Here is a 16,920-nt window from a genome sequence, read left to right as displayed (position 1 = left end):
CCGACGGCCGCTGGTACGCCGGCGACCCGGCAGGTCCGCTGCCGCTCTACCGGCTCCCGGAGCTGGCCGACGCGGCCGAGGTGCTCGTGGTCGAGGGCGAGAAGGCGGCCGAGGCCGCCCGACGCCTGGGCCTGGTGGCCTGCACGTCGGCCCACGGGGCCAAGTCGGCTCGAAAGAGCGATTGGGCCCCGCTCGCGGGCAAGCTCGTCACGATCTGCCCCGACAATGACTCGGACGGCCGGGCGTACGCATCGGCCGTCGCCGGGCTGCTGGCGCGGCTCGACCCGGCCCCGACGGTGAGGCTGCTGGCGCTGCCGGACCTGACGGATCGTGGCGACCTGGTCGACTGGGTCGCCGCCGGCGGCACGGCCGAGCGGCTGCGGGAGCTGGTCGCGGCGGCCCCGGCGATGCCGGCGACCGCGGCGGCCCCCGCCGACTCGCCGGATTCGCCGGGCCCGCCGGCCGCCTCGCTGGCGGTCGTCTGGCCGACGCCCGACGAGGAGGACGCCGCCCTGGAGGCCGACCTGCGGGGCCGGGGCATCCCGATCCTCGCCGCCCAGGGCGACGCCCGGGGCTGGAAGGCCCGTTCCGACTGCCCCTGCTGCCAGCGGCTGGGGACGTGGGTCTACGACCGGCGGACTGCCCGCCGCACGGACACGTGCGACGCCCTGGCCTCGGCGAGCTGGGCACAGGCCACCCGGCTCTACGACGCCGCGGCCTCGGCCCGCGACGACGAGGTCGACGACGTGCTCGACTGCGTGGACTTCTTCGCCCGGGCCGACGCCGACCCGGACGTCTTCCTGGTCGACCGGGCCGTGCAGGCCGGCGGGGTGACGCTGCTGGTGGCCCGGGAGAAGGTGGGCAAGAGCACGCTGATGGCCCACCTGACACCGGCGTGGTCGCCGGCCAGCCCTGGCTGGACGAGTTCGACACGACGCCCTGCCCGGTCCTCTACCTGGACTATGAGAATCGCCCGGCGTACTTCGCCGGGACGGTGCGGCGGATGCTGGCGGCCCGGGGCGTCACCGCCGAGCAGGCCCGGCCGCTGTTGCACGTCGTCGACCAGGACAAGCTCCGCAAGAACGGCACCCCGCTGCGGTCCAGCTACGTGATCGCCAAGGTCGAGGAGATCAAGGCCCGCGGCGTCCACGCCACGGGCATCCTGGTCATCGACACGCTCATCGCCGCCTTCGGCAGGCGATTTGCCGACTCGTCATTGTTGAACAATTCTGTGGATGTCAGCCAGGTGACCGATGACCTGCGGGCGATCGCCGCAGCCACCGGCTGGGCCGTGGTGCTGATCTGCCACTCGTCCAAGGCCAGCAGCGACGCGATGGGGTCGGCGCAATGGCAGGGCGGCGTGGACCTGATCCTCAAGGCCGGCCGGCCCGAAGGTGAGGAGGTCGGCGAGCTGCGCGGCCGGGGCCGGGGGATCGAGCCGTGGTCCCGGGAGTTCTCCCTGGCCCCCGGCGGGCTGGTGACCTGCCGGGCCGTCGGGGCCGCCCGGCAGGACGAGCAGGAGGCGGCCCGGGGGGCCCGGGAGGCCGAGGACGACGCGCTGTTCCTCGACGCGGTCCTGCCGCTCGGCGCCGACGCGACGGCCAACGTCCGGGCGCTGATCGAGCGGGGCCAGGAGGCGGGCCTGAGCAAGGCCCGCGTCCTGGAGTGCCTCAAGCGAGCCGAGCACCGGGGCGAGGCCGAGTCCCGCAGCGGTCCCCGGCGGTCCACGCTCTACTGGCGGCCGGCGCCGGCGCCCGCGGCGGCCGGATGAGGCGGGCGCCGCTCCCCACGTCGACCGGTCCGCGCCTGGGGCTGCTGAGTGCTCCAGAGTTCCCTCTCCCCTTCGGGGAGAGAGGAACACTGGAACACACACCAGCCTCGGCCCCAAGGCCAACTACCCAGATCACTTGCGACGAACCCATGTGTTCCGCGCCATGCGTCGGCGCCCGGCCGGCCCCGGAACACTCGGCCGCCGATGTTTCCCGTCCCACACCCCCCGGAACCCGACCCCGATGAGCCCCTGCGCCCTGCCCTCCGGCGTCGCCCGCCTCGGCGGCGACGACTTCCCCTGGTCCGTCTGGGACGGCGTCGCGCCCCTGCCCGGCCGCGCCGTCGCCATCGACACCGAGACCGAGCTGATCGTGCCCGGCCGCGTCCCCCGGCTGGCCCTGCTGACCGCGTCGGACCGCGACGTCACCGTCGTCGTCCGGGCCGAGGACGTCGGCCACTTCGTCCACGCCCACGCCGACAAGGACCTGGTCGGCCACAACCTGCCCTACGACCTCGCCGTGATCGAGGCCCACGACCCGTCCGCCGCCCCGATCCTCGCCGCCGCCCTGGACGAGGGCCGGCTCTGGGACACGGCCCTGCTCGACGGGCTGGATCGGCTCGCCCGCCGCGGCGAGGAGCCCCGGCCGCGTGACCTCGGCACGGTGGCCCGGGAGCTGGCCGGCGTCAACCTCCGCAAGGACGACCCGTACCGCCGCCGCTACGCCGAGCTGATCGGCCGCGACCTGGCCGACCCGGCGATCGAGCCCGGCTTCTTCTCCTACGCGGTGGCCGACGCGATCGCCACGATCTGGGCCTTCGAGAGCCTGATCGACCGGGTGCTGCAGCTCGCCCTGGACGTCCACCGCGTCCCAGAGGAGCTGGTCTGCCGTTACGGGCCGCTGACCCACCACATCCAGCTCCGGGGGGCCATCGCCCTTGAGGCGATCGGGCGCCGAGGCCTGGCCGTCGACCGCGAGCAGGTCCGCCGGCTGTGCGCCCAACTGGACGCGGCCTTCGACGGCCACTACCGGGAGCTGCTCCCCTCGGGCCTGTTCAAGACCAAGAAGGATGGGACGCAGATCAGAACGGCCAAGGGCCAGCCGAGCCAGAGCGGGGCCCGGCTGGTCGAGATCCTCGCCGGGGTCGCCAGGGAGCACGCGGCCGCCACCGGCGAGGCGGTCGAGCTGCCCCGGGCCGAGAAGGGAGGCGTCTCGACCAGGGCCGAGGACTGGGAGCACCTGGCGGAATCCAGCCCGTTCGTCCGCTCGTGGACCGGCCTGAAGGGGACCGGCAAGCTCATCAGCTACGCCAGGGCCCTGGACGCCGACCGCATCTACCCTCGGTACAATCCCATCGTGGTTACCGGCCGCACGTCGTGCTCCGGGCCGAACGTGCAGCAGGTGCCCAAGGCGGCCGGCTTCCGCGAGGCGATCGTCGCCTCGCCCGGCCACCTGCTCCTGCAGCTCGACTACGCCGCCATCGAGCTGCGCACGCTCGCACACATCTGCGAGCAGAGGTACGGCCGCAGCGTGCTGGCCGACGTGATCCGAGGAGGCATCGACCCGCACGTCTTCACCGCCGGCCGCATCCTCGGGTTGGACATGGAGGGCATGGTTGCGATGAAGGCCGCCGACCCGGCAGCCTTTAAGCGTGCGCGGCAGCAGGCGAAGGTCGTGAATTTCGGGGTCCCCGGCGGGCTCGGCGCGAAGACCCTGGCGGCCTACGCCAGGAGCCAGTACGGGGTGGCGATGACCGAGGACGAGGCCCGCCGCTTCAAGGAGATCCTCATCACCGAGACCTACCCGGAGCTGGGGCAGTACCTCGACTCGGACGATCTGGGCCTGCTGGCGACGAACCTGGGGCGCGGCCGCGACGAGGTCGTCGCCCGGCTGGCCGGCCGGGGCAAGGCCCGGTGGCTGCCCTTCCGGGTCCGGGAGGTGCTGATGGGCCAAGCTGCCGACGACGAGCTGGTCGAGCGGGTCTGGGACGGACTCGCGTCGCTCAACCGCAACCCGGACTTCCGGGCGGCGATCCGGCGGCGGGAGCCGGACGAGGATCTGGTTCGGCGGCTGTCCCTGGCCCCGGTGGCCACGACCAGCGGCAGGATCCGCGGCGGCGTCATCTTCTGCCAGGGCCGCAACACCCCCTTCCAGTGCCTGGCGGCCGACGGGGCCAAGCTGGCCCTCTGCAACCTCCACCGCGCCGGTTTCAGGACCGTGGGATTCGTCCACGATGAATTCCTGGTCGAGCTGCCCGACCGGGGCGGCTATGTGCCGCTGGCGGAGGTGCGGGCGGTGGAGTCCATCGCGATCGACTCGATGGCCGAGGTCTGCCCGGGCATCCCGATCGCCGTGGAGTCGGAGGTGGGGCGTCGGTGGTCCAAGGAGGCGGAGCTGGTGGTCGAGGGGGACCGAGTGTTGCCCTGGGGGGAGGCGCCACCCCGGCGGTGGCCGCCTGAACGGAGCCCTCCGAACACCTGCGGCCCGCCGACCGGCGACCACACCGGGGAGTGCCTGGAAGATGTCCTTCCGGCTCTCCGCCCGTCGGCGGTGGCCGAATCGCCCCCGCCGGCGGCACGAGATGGGCCGCGAGCCGCGACGGGCCGGGGGACAGGGAGGGGGCCACGACGGGTGTCGCAACGGCCGACAGGCCGGGGGACGGGTCGGCCGACAGCCGGGGGGACGAGGGGCCCCGATCGGACGGGGGCAGGTCCCACGACGGGGCGAGTCTCGGTCGCGCTGGGGGCAGCGAGCAGGCCGGTCGCGCATGGCAGTGGCCCCTTCCGGAACCGAGAGGTGGCAGCGGTCCGTACTTCCGGGAGAAGGTTCACGGGAGGGCGACTCCGGAGTTTCATCGCAGCATGTTGGTGCGGCCCACGGCCAGGGAGGCCGGCATCGGATTGGCACCCGGTGTCGACGGCCGAGTGGCCCAGAACCATCGCACTCGTTGGCCGAGGTCCGAGATGACCGAGTCGAACCCCCTCCTCTCGCCGGGAATCAAGCGACAATTCCAGATCTATGAGGCGGGCCTGCAGGGTCGGGCGCCGGCCCACCCCATCTCGGTCGATGAGCTCGCCCGCCGGGCCGAGGAGGTGCTCGCCCCCGAGGCCTTCGGCTACCTGGCCGGCGGGGCGGGCGCCGAGGAGACCATGCGGTCCAACCGCGAGGCCTTCCGCCGCCGTCGGATCGTCCCACGCATGCTCCGCGACGTCTCCCGGCGCGACACCGGCGTCGAGGTGCTTGGGATGCGGCTGCCCGCCCCGCTGATGCTCGCCCCGATCGGCGTCCAGTCGATCCTGCACGAGCAGGCCGAACTTGCCGTCGCCCGCGCGGCCGCGGCGCTGGGCGTCCCGATGATCCTCAGCACCGCGTCGTCGAGGACGATCGAGGAGGTGGCCGCCGCCATGGGCGACGCCCCCCGCTGGTTCCAGCTCTACTGGCCCCGAAGCGACGAGCTGGCCGCCAGCTTCCTCCGGCGGGCCGAGGCCGCCGGCTACAGGGCCGTCGTCGTGACGCTGGATACCTACCTGCTCTCCTGGAGGGAGCGCGACCTCCAGCATGCCTACCTGCCCTTCCTCCGCGGCGAGGGGGTGGCCAACTACTATAGCGACCCGGTCTTCCGGGCCGAGGCCGGCGTCGACCCGGTGCGGGAGCCGGGGAGGGCCTTCGAGCACTTCGCCCACGTGTTCTCCGACCCGTCGCGCACCTGGGCCGACCTGGCGCGGCTGCGCGAGGCGACTCGGCTGCCGATCCTCCTGAAGGGCGTGCTCCACCCCGACGACGCGCGGCGGGCCGTCGACCAAGGGGCGGCCGGCGTCGTCGTGTCCAACCACGGGGGCCGCCAGCTCGACGGGGCGGTCGCGGCCCTGGACGCCCTGCCCGGCGTGGTGGATGCGGTGGGCGATCGGGCGGCCGTCCTGTTCGACGGGGGCATCCGCCGGGGGGCCGACGTGCTCAAGGCGATGGCCCTGGGGGCTCGCTGCGTGCTGCTGGGCCGCCCCTATTGCTATGGCCTGGCCGTGGGCGGCGAGCAAGGGGTCCGGGATGTGCTGGCGAACCTCGAGGCCGACATCGACCTGACGCTCGGCCTCAGCGGCTGCGCCTCGTTCGCCGAGCTCGGCCGAGGGCACCTGGTCGAGTCCCGATCCGATCCGTCGGCGACCGTACCCTGATCGGACGTGAGGGGGCACTTCCCCAACTTCAAGGACGGCCCGATGCCAATGATCCCGCGCGACCGGAGCCCGGAGAGTTCGATCGCCTTGCTCCGGGACCCCTACGGATTCATCCCCGAGCGGTGCCGCCGCCACGGTTCCGACCTCTTCGAGGCCCGGCTCTTCCTGCGGCGGACCATCTGCATGACGGGCCGGGAGGCGGCCGCCCTGTTCTACGACCCCGACCGCTTCATCAGGCGGGGGGCACCGCCCGGTCGGGTTCAGAAGACGCTGTTCGGCCGCGGGGGCGTGCAGGGCCTGGACGGCGAGGCACACCGCCACCGCAAGGCGATGTTCATGTCCCTGATGACCCCGGGACGGATCGCCGACCTCGCCGGCCGGACGGGCGACGAATGGCGACGCGCCTCGCGACGGTGGGCGTCGAGGGGTCGGGTCGTGCTGTACGACGAGGCGAGTGAGGTGCTGACCCGGGCCGTCTGCGCGTGGGCCGGGCTCCCGCTCGATGAGTCCGAGGTCCCGAAGCGGACGAGGGAACTGACCGCGTTGTTCGACCAGGGGAGCCTCGTCGGGCCGGGGCACTGGTGGGCCCGCGTGAACCGCAAGCGGGCAAACGCCTGGGCCGGCGGCATCATCGACCGGGTCCGTGCCGGTCGCCTCGACCCGCCGGAGTCGAGTGCCGCCCACATCATCGCGCGGCATCGGGACCCGGGCGGGGCTCTCCTCGGCCGCCACGAGGCCGCCGTCGAGCTGCTGAACGTCCTGAGGCCGACCGTCGCCATCGCCGTCTACGTCACCTTCGCCGCCCTGGCGCTGCACCGGCATCCGGGCTGCCGGGCGAGGCTCCGGGCCGGCGAGGCCGGCCACGACGAGTGGTTCGTTCAGGAGGTCCGGCGGTTCTATCCCTTCTTCCCCGCCGTCGCGGCTCGGGTGCGGCACGACTTCGAGTGGAAGGGCTACCGATTCCCCGGCGGGCGGCTGGTCATGCTCGACCTGCACGGCACCGACCACGATGCCCGGCTCTGGGACGACCCGGAGGAGTTCCGGCCGGATCGCTTCCGGGGGCGTGAGGTGGGCCCCTTCGAGCTCATCCCGCAGGGCGGCGGCGACCACTTCCGGGACCACCGCTGCGCGGGCGAGTGGATCACCATCGAGCTGACGAAGGTGGCGGTGGATCTCCTCGCCCGGCGGATCACCTATCGGGTGCCGGGGCAGGACCTGCAGATCGAGCGATCGAGGCTCCCGGCCCTGCCGCGGAGCCGGTTCGTCATCGAGGAGGCCCGGGAGGCCGGATGATGCCGGTCGCGAGGCACGTCATTTGCCGGCCCTTCGATGAATTCGCCCCGCGACGGGCGGGGTGACGGGCGTCGCCATCCGGGCCGCTTCGCGGGCCATCTACGCCGAGGCTTTCATGGACCATCGCAACGAGGACGGGGCGCCCGCGGGGGCCGGCCCCTCGGCGTCGGAGCGGTGCTCGGTCGTCCTGCGGGTCAACGGCGTCGAGCGGCAACTCGACGTCGCGCCGTGGACGACGCTGCTGGACGCCCTGCGCGAGCACCTGGACCTGACCGGCACGAAGAAGGGGTGCGATCACGGCCAGTGCGGGTCCTGCACCGTGTTGGTCGACGGCCGTCGGATCAACTCCTGCCTGACGCTCGTCGTCATGAAGGACGGCGCCGAGGTGACGACCATCGAGGGCCTCGCCGGCCCCGACGAGCTGCACCCGATGCAGCAGGCTTTCCTCGACCGCGACGCCTACCAGTGCGGCTACTGCACGCCGGGGCAGATCTGCTCCGCCTTGGGGATGATCGCCGAGGGACGGGCCCGGTCGGCCGACGAGATCCGCGAGCAGATGAGCGGCAACATCTGCCGCTGCGGCGCCTACGTGAACATCCTCTCGGCCGTCGAGCAGGCGATGGGGGAGATGGCGGGGGAGGCACGTCGATGAACCCCTTCTTGTTCGTGCGCGTCGACGACGTGGCCTCGGCCGTGGGCGAGGCGACGCGGGGCGACGGCACGCGGTTCATCGGAGGCGGGACGAACCTGCTCGACCTGATGAAGGCGGGGGTCGAGCGACCCGTCCGGCTGGTCGACGTCAACGGCCTCCCGCTGCACGAGGTGGCGGAGCACGACGGCGGCCTTCGAATCGGGGCGTTGGTCACGAACGCCGACGTGGCCGCCCACCCGCTGGTCGAATTGCGGTATCCCCTGCTCGCCGAGGCCATCCTTGCCGGCGCCTCGCCCCAGCTCCGCAACATGGCAACCACGGGCGGGAACCTCCTGCAACGCACCCGGTGCTACTACTTCTACGACGTCGCCACGCCCTGCAACAAGCGTGACCCCGGGGCCGGCTGCTCGGCGATCGACGGGTTCAACCGCAACCACGCGATCCTCGGGACGAGCGAGCACTGCATCGCCACCCACCCCTCGGACATGTGCGTCGCCCTGGCCGCCCTGGAGGCGGTCGTGCAGGTCGAGGGCCCGTCTGGGGCGCGGTCGATCCCCCTCGCCGAGTTCCACCGCCTGCCCGGCGACTCGCCTCAAATAGATTCGAACCTCGGGCCCGGCGAGCTGATCACGGCCGTCGAGTTGCCCGCGAAGGGGTTCCCCGACCACCACGCCTACGTCAAGGCCCGCGACCGCCACTCCTACGCCTTCGCGCTGGCCTCGGCCGCCGCGGCGCTGGAGATCGACGGCGGCCGGATCGCCGAGGCACGACTGGCCCTCGGCGGCGTGGCGCACAAGCCGTGGCGTGTCGCCGAGGCTGAGGCCCTGCTGCGGGGCCAGCAACCTGACGACGACGCCTTCCGGAGGGCCGCCGAAGCGGCGCTGACGGGCGCCGCCGGCTTCGGCCACAACACGTTCAAGATCGAGCTGGCGAGGCGGGTCATCGTCCGCGCCCTGCGGAGGGCCGCCGGGATCGGGAGGTCCTCATGAAGGCACCGGAGACGGCCTACGTCGGGCGGCCGATCAGCCGCGTCGACGGCCGCGCCAAGGTCACCGGCGCGGCGAAGTACGCCGCCGAGTACAACGTCCCGGGCCTGGCCCACGGGTACGTCATCTCCGGCGCCATCGCCCGGGGCAAGATCAGGGCGATCGACGCCGGTGAGGCGTTGAAGCTCGACGGGGTGATCGAGGTCCTCACGCACGAGAACCGGATGCGCCTCCCGTGGTTCGACCGTAATTACTACGACGAGGTCGCCCCGGCGGGCTCGCCCTTCCGGCCGCTCTACGACAACACGATCCAGTACAGCGGCCAGCCGATCGCCCTGGTCGTCGCCGAGACGTTCGAGCTGGCCCGATACGCGGCCTCGCTCGTGCGGGTCGAGTACGACGCCGAGCCGCACGAAACGTCGCTGGAGCAACACCTCGACCGAGCCCGCGAGCCGAACACGAACAAGACCGGCTACATTCCCCCGAAGTCCCGGGGGCACGCCGAACGGGCGTTGGCCTCGGCCGCGTTCAAGGTCGACGAGACGTACACCCTGCCCGTCGAGCACCACAACCCGATGGAGATGTTCGGCTCGACGGCCGTCTGGGACGGCGGCGGCAAGATCACCGTCTACGACAAGACGCAGGGGTCCCAGAACGTCCGCGACTACTTGATGAAGGTCTTCAAGCTCTCCGAGGGCGAGATCCGCGTCCTCTCGCCGTTCGTCGGCGGGGCGTTCGGCTCCGGCCTGCGGCCGCAATACCAGGTGTTCCTGGCGGTCCTGGCGGCGAAGCAGCTGGGGCGATCGGTGCGGGTGACGCTCACGCGCCAGCAGATGTTCTCCTTCGGCCACCGGCCCGCGGTGGTGCAGCGCGTGGCCCTGGGGGCCGCGCCCGACGGGACGCTGGAGGCGATCATCCATACGGGGACCGCCGAGACCTCCCGGCACGAGGACTACGTGGAGAACATGGTCCTCTGGTCGGGCCTGCTCTACCGCTGCGACAACGTGATGCTCGACCACAAGGTCACGCAGCTCGACCTCCCGACGCCGATCGACATGCGCGCCCCCGGGGCCGCGACGGGCGTCTTCGCCCTGGAATCGGCCATGGACGAGCTGGCGGTCTCGCTCGGCATGGACCCGGCCGAGCTTCGCCTGAAGAATTACGCCGACGTCGATGGCAGCTCCGGCAAGCCGTTCTCCAGCAAGGAGCTGCGCGCCTGCTACGCGCAGGCCGCCGAGCGGTTCGGGTGGTCGCGTCGCAACCCCGAGGTCGGCTCGATGCGCGAGGGGGACGCCCTCATCGGCTGGGGCATGGCCTCGGGCGTCTGGGAGGCCCAGCAGGGCTCGGCCGCCGCGAGGGCCGTGCTGACGGCCGACGGCACGCTGACCGTCTCCAGCGCCACGGCCGACATCGGGACCGGCACCTACACGGTGATGACCCAGCTCGCCGCCGAGGCCCTCGGCCTGCCGATCGACGACGTGACGTTCCTCCTGGGCGACTCCGCCCTTCCGACCTCCCCGGTCGAGGGCGGCTCGTGGACCGCCGCGACGATCGGGACCGCGGTCCACGACGCCTGCCTGGCGGTCCGCAGGCGTGTCCTCGAGCTGGCCCGATCGGTCGACGGCTCGCCGCTGGCCGCCGCCTCGATCGACGACGTGACCTTCGCCGACGGCCAGGTCCGCCTCGCCCACGACCCCTACCGCGGCGTCCCCATCGTCGAGGCGATGCGGCAGGGCAAGGTCGACGTCATCGAGGAGCAGGTGCAGGCCAAACCGGACTCGTCGAAGCAGAAGCCCTTCGCCAGATATACGCACTCCGCGATTTTCGTGGAGGTGAAGGTGGACAAGGATCTGGGCATGGCCCTCGTCCCCCGGGTGGTCATCGCGGTCGCCGCCGGGACGATCCTGAACCCGAAGACGGCGGGGAGCCAGGTGCTCGGCGGGGTCGTGATGGGCATCGGGATGGCGCTGGAGGAGGAGAGCGTCCTCGACCACCGTCTCGGCCGGTTCATGAACCACGACTACGCCGAGTACCACGTACCGGTCCACGCCGACGTCGGCCCCATCGACGTGATCTTCGTGGAGGAGCACGACGAGGTCGCCAGCCCGATCGGCGTGAAGGGGCTGGGGGAGATCGGCATCGTCGGCGTCGCGGCGGCCGTCGCCAACGCCGTCTACCACGCCACCGGGAGACGGATCCGAGACCTGCCGATCACGCCGGACAAGCTCCTCTGAGCGCGGCCGGCCTACACGCGGAGACGAGGAGGACGGACCGATGAAGGATCGCACCGACATCAGCCTGCTGGCTACGGTCGGGGTCGTCGCGGGGGTCGGCATCGCCGCCGCGGCGTTGGCGAGAGCGGCCAGGCGGGTCGACCTGAGTGGAAGGGTCGTGGTCATCACCGGCGGCGGCCGTGGCCTCGGCTTCGCGATCGCCGAGGAGTTCCTCCGTCGCGGCTGCCGGCTGGCGATCTGCGGCCGCGACGGCGAGGTGATCGACCGCGCCGTGGCCGACTTCCGCCGCCGGGGCGCCGATGCCTTCGGGATGTCCTGCGACGCGAGCGACCCGGGGCAGGTCGGGGCATTCGTGGCCCGGGTGCTCGACCGCTTCGGCACGATCGGCGTGCTGGTCAACAACGCCGGCCAGTGCTTCGTCGGCCCGGCCGCCGAGCTGCAGGCCGAAGACGTCGAGTACGCCCTGCGCAACATCTTCTGGTCGCAGTACCACCCGACGATGGCCGTCCTGCCGCACATGCGGTCCCGACGCTTCGGGCGGATCGTCAACGTCACCTCGATCGGCGGCAAGGTGCCCAACCCCCACCAGGCGGCCTACAACGCCGGCAAGTTCGCCGCGACCGGATGGTCCGGGACGCTGGCCGCCGAGCTGGCCAAGGACGGCATCCGCGTGAGCACCGTCACGCCGCCGCCGCTGGACGACGGGGCGCCGCTGCACGTCCACTTCAACGGCCGGGCCGAGGAGGAGTTCGCCTGGTTCGCCCGCTCGCTCACCTCCCCCTGGTCGGCGACCGACACCGGCCGGGCCGCCCGGACGGTCGTCTCGGCGGCCGAGCACGGCGACCCGGAGCGGGCCGTCACCCCGCTGTCCTGGCTGATGCAGCGGGCGCAGGGCGTGGCGCCGAACCTGATGTCGCATGCCCTCGCCGTGGTCGACCGCCGCCTGCCCCCGACGGGCCCGCCCGGGCGGACCTCGAAGATGTCCCTCGGGGCCGAGGTGGTGGCGGGCAGCCGAGACGAGCGGGTCCGGGCACTGGGATCGGGGTCCGCGGCGGACGAGGCGCGTTACCGGCCCGCGCCCGCCTGAGTGGCACCGTCTCCGCGACGCCTGCCCCCTTGCCGAGGTCGAGGTGCGTGACCTGTTCCGCTCGGCTGATCGCGTCGCCGGAAACCACGGCGGAACGAGGCCCGTGGAAATTGCCCATGGCATGGGGCATGCGGGCTTCCTCGCCGGACTTCCCGCCGCCCGTCGACACCGTGGCGGTCGCGGCCCGGCTCGGCCGCCTCATTGCCCACCCGAAATCGGAGGATCGACATGCCGGTGACCGTCACCCGAACCTCCTGGGATGCGCTCCGGTCGCTCCCCACGACCGCACGGCCGGTGGTCGACCCGGCCGACGTCGAGGTGCCCGAGGGCTATGAGCTGGAGCCAGTGCTGGTGGGCCTCTCCTTCCCCTGCGGGATGGGGTTCGCCCCCGATGGCTCGCTGTTCCTCCTGGAGGGGGGGAGCACCTGGCCGACCCGCCCCTACATGCGGGCCCGGATCCTGCGGCTCGACACGGCGACCGGGGCGATGGACGAGATCGCGAGCGAGGTCCTCGGCGGCCCCCGCGGCGTCACCTGGCGAGACGGCACGCTCTACGTGACGGTCAAGGGCGGCCGGCACGCCCACGTCGATCGGATCGACCCATCCACCGGCGAGCGGACGACGATCGTCGACGGCCTGCCCAGCGGCGGCTGGCACGAGCCGAGCGACCCGGTGTTCGGGCCCGACGGCCTGCTCTACTTCGGCAACGGCTCGGTCAGCCAGAACGGCGTCTGCCTGCCGGCCGGCTTCACCGTCGACCTGGCCAAGCACCCGACGGCCTGCGACGTGCCCGGCCAGGACGTCACCCTGACCGGAAACAACGTCTGGAGCCGCAACCCGACCGCACCCTTCCCCTACCTCGCCGAGACGGGTCCCTTCAAGCCCTTCGGCCGTCGGGCCGAGAAGGGGGAGGTAATTAGGGGGCACCTCAAGTGCAGCAGCGGGCTGTGGCGCTGCCACCCCGACGGCAGCGGGCTGGAGCTGCTCGCCTGGGGCCTGCGCAACCCGTACGGGCTGGCCTTCAGCGAGCAGGGCGAGCTGTACGCCTCGGACAACGACCTGGAGGAGAAGGGCGAGCGGGCCATCGCCGACGACCCGGACCGGGTCTGGCACATCCGGAACGCCCGGACGCCGCATGGGTCGGTCTCGACGCCCGACTGGTACGGCTTCCCCGACATGTGTGCCGACGGACTGCCGGTCGATCACGAGTCGCACCGGCCGGCCAAGGGCAAGGCTGCCGAGCGGCTGATCGCCGACCCGCCCCCCTGGGCCGGGCCGGCCACCTACCTGGAGAAGCCCCACACCTGCTTCTGCCACATGGAGTTCTGCCGGTCCGACGCCTTCGGCCACCGCCGCGCCTTGTTCGTGGCCAGCTTCGGCACCTATGCCCCGCTGAACACCCCCGACCCAAACGCCCTGACGCGGGGCTTCTGCATCACCAAGGTCGACGTGGATTCGGGCAGCGGCGAGGCCTTCCTTCGCAACCGCCGGCCCGGCCCGGCCTCGGCGCACCCGGGCTCGGGGGGGATCGAGCGGCCGGTCGACTGCAAGTTCCACCCCGACGGCCGGAGCCTGTACCTGCTGGACTTCGGCGTCACCGCGGTCGCCCCCACCCACGTCGTCGCCTACGCCCGCACTGGCGTGCTCTGGCGCCTGACCCGGATCTGACCAGGGAGGACGGACGATGACCGACGGGCCATTGCTGTTGGAACTCGACGAGGAGACCTGGGCCGATCAGCTCGATCGCGCCTCGGCCTGGCTGGGCAACCTGCTGATGTCCCAGGAGAAGTTCCGGACGTACGCCGAGGACGCCGCCGGCAAGATCGAGGAGCCGCACATCAGGGAATACCTCCGCGAGATCGCAGGGCGGGCGGCCGAGCACGAGGAGCAGGCCCGCGGGCTGTTCCTCGTGCTCGGCCGGGAGCCGACGGCCGGGCGCTCCACCGCCGGGGCGGTGCTGGCGAAGGGGGCCGAGCTGGTGGCCGACGTGGTCGGGCGTTCCGGCGGGGCCCGCGGCAACTGGAGGGATGTGCGACAGCTCCTACTGGCCAACCAGGACGCCATCGGCGCCTTCGCGGTCGCCGAGCAGCTCGGCTACGCCCTCGGCCTGCCGGAGCTGGCCGACCCCTGCTTCCGGCTCGTCGCCGAGAAGACGAAGGATCAATTGCTGATCCAGGAATACATGCTCGAGATGGGGCCGATGGCCATCCTCCTTGGCCTGGACGCCTGAGCTGAGCCCCGCAACCGCACCGACCCCCCGGAGCCCCCGATGGAAAGCCGCGCGAAGTTCCTCGGACACCCACTGCACCAGATGCTCATCGTCTTCCCCCTCGGCCTGCTGGTGACATCGGTCGTCTTCGACGGCATCCACTACTTCGGGGGGCGGGACCCGCGCTGGGCGGACATCTCCTACTGGATGATCGCCTCGGGGCTGATCGGCGGGGTGGTCGCGGCGGTCCCCGGCTGGATCGACTGGTTTGCCATCCCCGGCGGCACCCGGGCCAAGGCGGTCGGCCTCTGGCACGGGCTGGGCAACGCCCTCGGCGTGATCGGCCTGTTCGGCCTGAGCTGGATCCTGCGGTGGGACGACCCCGGCGCGCCTTCCGGTCTGGCGCTGCTGCTCTCGGTCGGCGGCCTGCTGGTCGGCGGGGTGACGGCCTGGCTGGGCGGGGAGCTGGTCGACCGCCTGGGCGTCGGCGTCGACCCGGGCGCGCACCTCGACGCGCCGAACTCGCTGACCCACGCGGCCCCCGGCCGAGGGGCGTCCCGCCATGCCTGACCGACCTTCGGCCTTCGCCTTCGACGTGATCGGGACGCTGTTCGCGCTCGAGCCGCTCGGCGTGCCGCGCGGGGCCTTCGGCCTGCCCCCGGGCACCCTGGGGGCCTGGTTCGCTCGCATCCTGCGCGACGGGTTCGCCCTGGTCGCCACCGGGGCGTTCCGGCCGTTCGCCGAGGTCGCCTCGGGGCGCTCCGAGGGCTGCTGGCGGAGCACGGCCTCCCGGCCGCCCCCGACCGCATCTCGAGCGTCCTGGACCACTTCACCCGCCTGCCCGCCCGGCCGGACACCGGCGAGGCGATGGCCCGGCTGCTCGACGGCGTGCGCGTGATCGTACTCACCAACGGGGGCGATGCGAATACGCGCAACCTCCTGGATGGGTCCGGGCTGCTCGGGCAGGTCGAGCGGGTCGTCTCGATCGACGAGGTCGGCACCTGGAAGCCCCGGGCCGAGGTCTACCGGCACGCGGCTGGGGCGATTGGGGTCGAGCCCGGGCGGCTGGGCCTGATCGCCGCCCACGCCTGGGACTGCCACGGGGCGCATCGTGCCGGGCTGGTGAGCGAATGGGTGAGCCGGCACGAGCGGGTCGTCAGCCCGGCCTTCGACCCGCCCGACGTGCGGGCCGAGACCCTGCCGGGCGTGGCCGAGGCGATGCTCCGGCTGCCCGAGGGATGAGGTCGTGGCGCATCAACCGGGAGGGACCGATGCCGACGCGAGACAGCATCCGGGACATCTGGGGAGATCGGTCCCCCTATGCCGGCCCGGGCCGTTGGCCCGAGCGGGAGGACGTGCACACGAGCGAGCCGCCCGAACGCTGGGTCCAGTCCTGCTGCGTGCTCTGCTCCAACGGCTGCGCCCTGGACATCGGCGTCACGGGCGGCCGCATCGTTGGGGTCCGCGGCCGGGTCGACGACCACGTCAACCGCGGCCGGCACGGCCCCAAGGGGCTCAACGGCTGGGTCGCCAACAACGCCCCCGACCGCCTCACCCGCCCCCTGGTCCGGCGGGGGGGCAGGCTCGTCGAGGCGAGCTGGGACGAGGCGATGGGCCTAGGGTCCGTCTGACGAATCACAAGGTGTCATCATGGTGGTCTTTTCGCGGAGGACGCCGTGCGGATCCGACGCCCCTACGAGTTGACCGACGGGCAGTACGCCCGGATCGAGGACCTGCTACCGACCAACGGCCGTCGCGGCGGCCAGTGGGATGACCACCGCACCACCCTCGATGGCATCGGTCGGATCCTCCGCACCGGGGCCCGGCGACGCGAGCCGCCCGGCCGCGACGGCAAGTGCAAGTCGGCCTACGGCCGCTTCAATCGCCGGAGCGAGGACGGGCCACTCGGCCGCGTCCGTCGCCGGCTCCACGCCCGGCCGGACCGGCTCCGGCGGCTGGACTTCGACCTGCGGTGCGTCGACGGCAGCGGCATCCGGGCCAGCCGCTCGGCGGCCGGGGCCCGGCGGCGCGTCGATGGGGAGCCGGGCGACCATGCCCTGGGCCGGTCCCGCGGCGGCTTCGGCACCAAGCCCCACCTGATCGTCGATGGCGATGGCCCGCCCCGCGCCGCGTCGATCTCGCCGGGGCAGGCCCCCGAGTCGAAGCGCCGGGAGCCGGTGCTCCAGGCCGAGCGGATCCCCCGAGCCGGACGGGGCCGGCCGAGGAGCCGCCCCAAGGCCCCGGCCGGGGGCAGGGGCCACAGCTCCCCCCGAGTCCGCCGCTACCTGCGACGCCGCCGGACCAAGGCGGTGATCCCGACCCGCAAGGACCAGCGACGGAGCCCGCACTTCGACGAGGCGAGCGATCGCCGACGCAACGTGGTGGAGCGGTGCATCGACTGGCTCAAGGAGAGCCGGCGGATCGGGACCCGTCACGAGAAGCCGGCGGTGAGCTTCATGGGGATGGTCAAGCCGGCCATGATCCGCCGCTGCCAGCGCCTCCTCGCTTCGTGAGACAG

Annotated in this window: 14 protein-coding genes and 1 pseudogene; 14 read left to right on the top strand and 1 reads right to left on the bottom strand. The window is 72.7% G+C overall.

What is annotated here, in order from left to right:
- Positions 1-46 precede the first annotated feature (46 nt).
- Positions 47-541: a hypothetical protein gene (locus ElP_RS40965; RefSeq protein WP_315852675.1), complete on the bottom strand. Its 495-nt coding sequence runs from the start codon at positions 539-541 to the stop codon at positions 47-49.
- Positions 542-619: 78 nt separating this feature from the next.
- Between ElP_RS40965 and ElP_RS12420 the strand changes: the two genes are divergently transcribed.
- From ElP_RS12420 to ElP_RS12350, 14 genes and pseudogenes are all read left to right on the top strand, one after another.
- Entirely contained in the window at positions 620-1,771 is a 1,152-nt protein-coding gene (locus tag ElP_RS12420) for an AAA family ATPase (RefSeq protein ID WP_315852674.1), read from the top strand.
- A 241-nt stretch (positions 1,772-2,012) separates the two neighbouring features.
- Positions 2,013-4,736 (top strand): DNA polymerase, encoded by a 2,724-nt coding sequence (locus ElP_RS12415; protein ID WP_145269688.1) that lies wholly within the window; start codon positions 2,013-2,015, stop codon positions 4,734-4,736.
- Positions 4,733-5,941: a lactate 2-monooxygenase gene (locus ElP_RS12410; RefSeq protein WP_145269686.1), complete on the top strand. Its 1,209-nt coding sequence runs from the start codon at positions 4,733-4,735 to the stop codon at positions 5,939-5,941. Before ElP_RS12415 ends, ElP_RS12410 begins: the two co-directional genes overlap by 4 nt.
- Before the next feature lie 42 nt (positions 5,942-5,983).
- A complete protein-coding gene (locus ElP_RS12405; RefSeq protein ID WP_145269684.1) occupies positions 5,984-7,234 on the top strand; it encodes a cytochrome P450 in 1,251 nt (416 codons plus the stop codon).
- A 115-nt stretch (positions 7,235-7,349) separates the two neighbouring features.
- Entirely contained in the window at positions 7,350-7,886 is a 537-nt protein-coding gene (locus ElP_RS12400) for a (2Fe-2S)-binding protein (protein WP_145269682.1), read from the top strand.
- Positions 7,883-8,875 carry an FAD binding domain-containing protein gene (locus tag ElP_RS12395; protein ID WP_145269680.1) on the top strand — a complete coding sequence of 331 codons (993 nt, stop codon included), beginning with the start codon at positions 7,883-7,885 and terminating at the stop codon, positions 8,873-8,875. The genes ElP_RS12400 and ElP_RS12395 overlap by 4 nt, the downstream gene beginning before the upstream one ends.
- The gene (locus tag ElP_RS12390; protein ID WP_145269678.1) at positions 8,872-11,106 is read left to right on the top strand and encodes a xanthine dehydrogenase family protein molybdopterin-binding subunit; all 2,235 of its coding nucleotides are present in this window, start codon (positions 8,872-8,874) and stop codon (positions 11,104-11,106) included. Before ElP_RS12395 ends, ElP_RS12390 begins: the two co-directional genes overlap by 4 nt.
- A gap of 40 nt (positions 11,107-11,146) precedes the next feature.
- Positions 11,147-12,193 (top strand): SDR family NAD(P)-dependent oxidoreductase, encoded by a 1,047-nt coding sequence (locus tag ElP_RS12385; RefSeq protein WP_145269676.1) that lies wholly within the window; start codon positions 11,147-11,149, stop codon positions 12,191-12,193.
- Between the two features lie 228 nt (positions 12,194-12,421).
- Positions 12,422-13,861, top strand: a complete 1,440-nt coding sequence (locus ElP_RS12380; protein ID WP_145269675.1) for a PQQ-dependent sugar dehydrogenase — start codon at positions 12,422-12,424, stop codon at positions 13,859-13,861.
- Positions 13,862-13,877: 16 nt separating this feature from the next.
- Positions 13,878-14,423 (top strand): hypothetical protein, encoded by a 546-nt coding sequence (locus ElP_RS12375; protein WP_145269673.1) that lies wholly within the window; start codon positions 13,878-13,880, stop codon positions 14,421-14,423.
- Between the two features lie 39 nt (positions 14,424-14,462).
- Complete coding sequence (locus ElP_RS12370; protein ID WP_145269671.1) at positions 14,463-14,972, top strand: DUF2231 domain-containing protein; 510 nt, start codon at positions 14,463-14,465, stop codon at positions 14,970-14,972.
- 105 nt (positions 14,973-15,077) lie between these two features.
- A complete protein-coding gene (locus ElP_RS12360) occupies positions 15,078-15,644 on the top strand; it encodes an HAD family hydrolase (protein ID WP_390836071.1) in 567 nt (188 codons plus the stop codon).
- Between the two features lie 29 nt (positions 15,645-15,673).
- Positions 15,674-16,021 (top strand): annotated as a pseudogene (locus ElP_RS12355) (nitrate reductase); the annotation flags it as partial.
- 57 nt (positions 16,022-16,078) lie between these two features.
- On the top strand, positions 16,079-16,915 hold the full coding sequence (locus ElP_RS12350; protein WP_197446928.1) for an IS5 family transposase: 837 nt from the start codon (positions 16,079-16,081) through the stop codon (positions 16,913-16,915).
- The last annotated feature ends 5 nt before the right edge of the window (positions 16,916-16,920 follow it).

Origin of the sequence: Tautonia plasticadhaerens (genome assembly GCF_007752535.1) — a bacterium.
GTDB classification, from domain to species: Bacteria; Planctomycetota; Planctomycetia; order Isosphaerales; family Isosphaeraceae; genus Tautonia; species Tautonia plasticadhaerens.
Note: the sequence above shows the minus strand (reverse complement) of the source record. Positions and strands in the feature narration are given on the sequence as shown.

Coding starts and splice junctions, on each gene's coding strand:
- ElP_RS12410 (WP_145269686.1), top strand. CDS start 4,733: ATGACCGAGTCGAACCCCCTCCTCTCGCCGGGAATCAAGCGACAATTC.
- ElP_RS12370 (WP_145269671.1), top strand. CDS start 14,463: ATGGAAAGCCGCGCGAAGTTCCTCGGACACCCACTGCACCAGATGCTC.
- ElP_RS12400 (WP_145269682.1), top strand. CDS start 7,350: ATGGACCATCGCAACGAGGACGGGGCGCCCGCGGGGGCCGGCCCCTCG.
- ElP_RS12380 (WP_145269675.1), top strand. CDS start 12,422: ATGCCGGTGACCGTCACCCGAACCTCCTGGGATGCGCTCCGGTCGCTC.
- ElP_RS12395 (WP_145269680.1), top strand. CDS start 7,883: ATGAACCCCTTCTTGTTCGTGCGCGTCGACGACGTGGCCTCGGCCGTG.
- ElP_RS12375 (WP_145269673.1), top strand. CDS start 13,878: ATGACCGACGGGCCATTGCTGTTGGAACTCGACGAGGAGACCTGGGCC.
- ElP_RS12415 (WP_145269688.1), top strand. CDS start 2,013: ATGAGCCCCTGCGCCCTGCCCTCCGGCGTCGCCCGCCTCGGCGGCGAC.
- ElP_RS12385 (WP_145269676.1), top strand. CDS start 11,147: ATGAAGGATCGCACCGACATCAGCCTGCTGGCTACGGTCGGGGTCGTC.
- ElP_RS12405 (WP_145269684.1), top strand. CDS start 5,984: ATGCCAATGATCCCGCGCGACCGGAGCCCGGAGAGTTCGATCGCCTTG.
- ElP_RS40965 (WP_315852675.1), bottom strand. CDS start 541: ATGCCCCGGCCCCGCAGGTCGGCCTCCAGGGCGGCGTCCTCCTCGTCG.
- ElP_RS12390 (WP_145269678.1), top strand. CDS start 8,872: ATGAAGGCACCGGAGACGGCCTACGTCGGGCGGCCGATCAGCCGCGTC.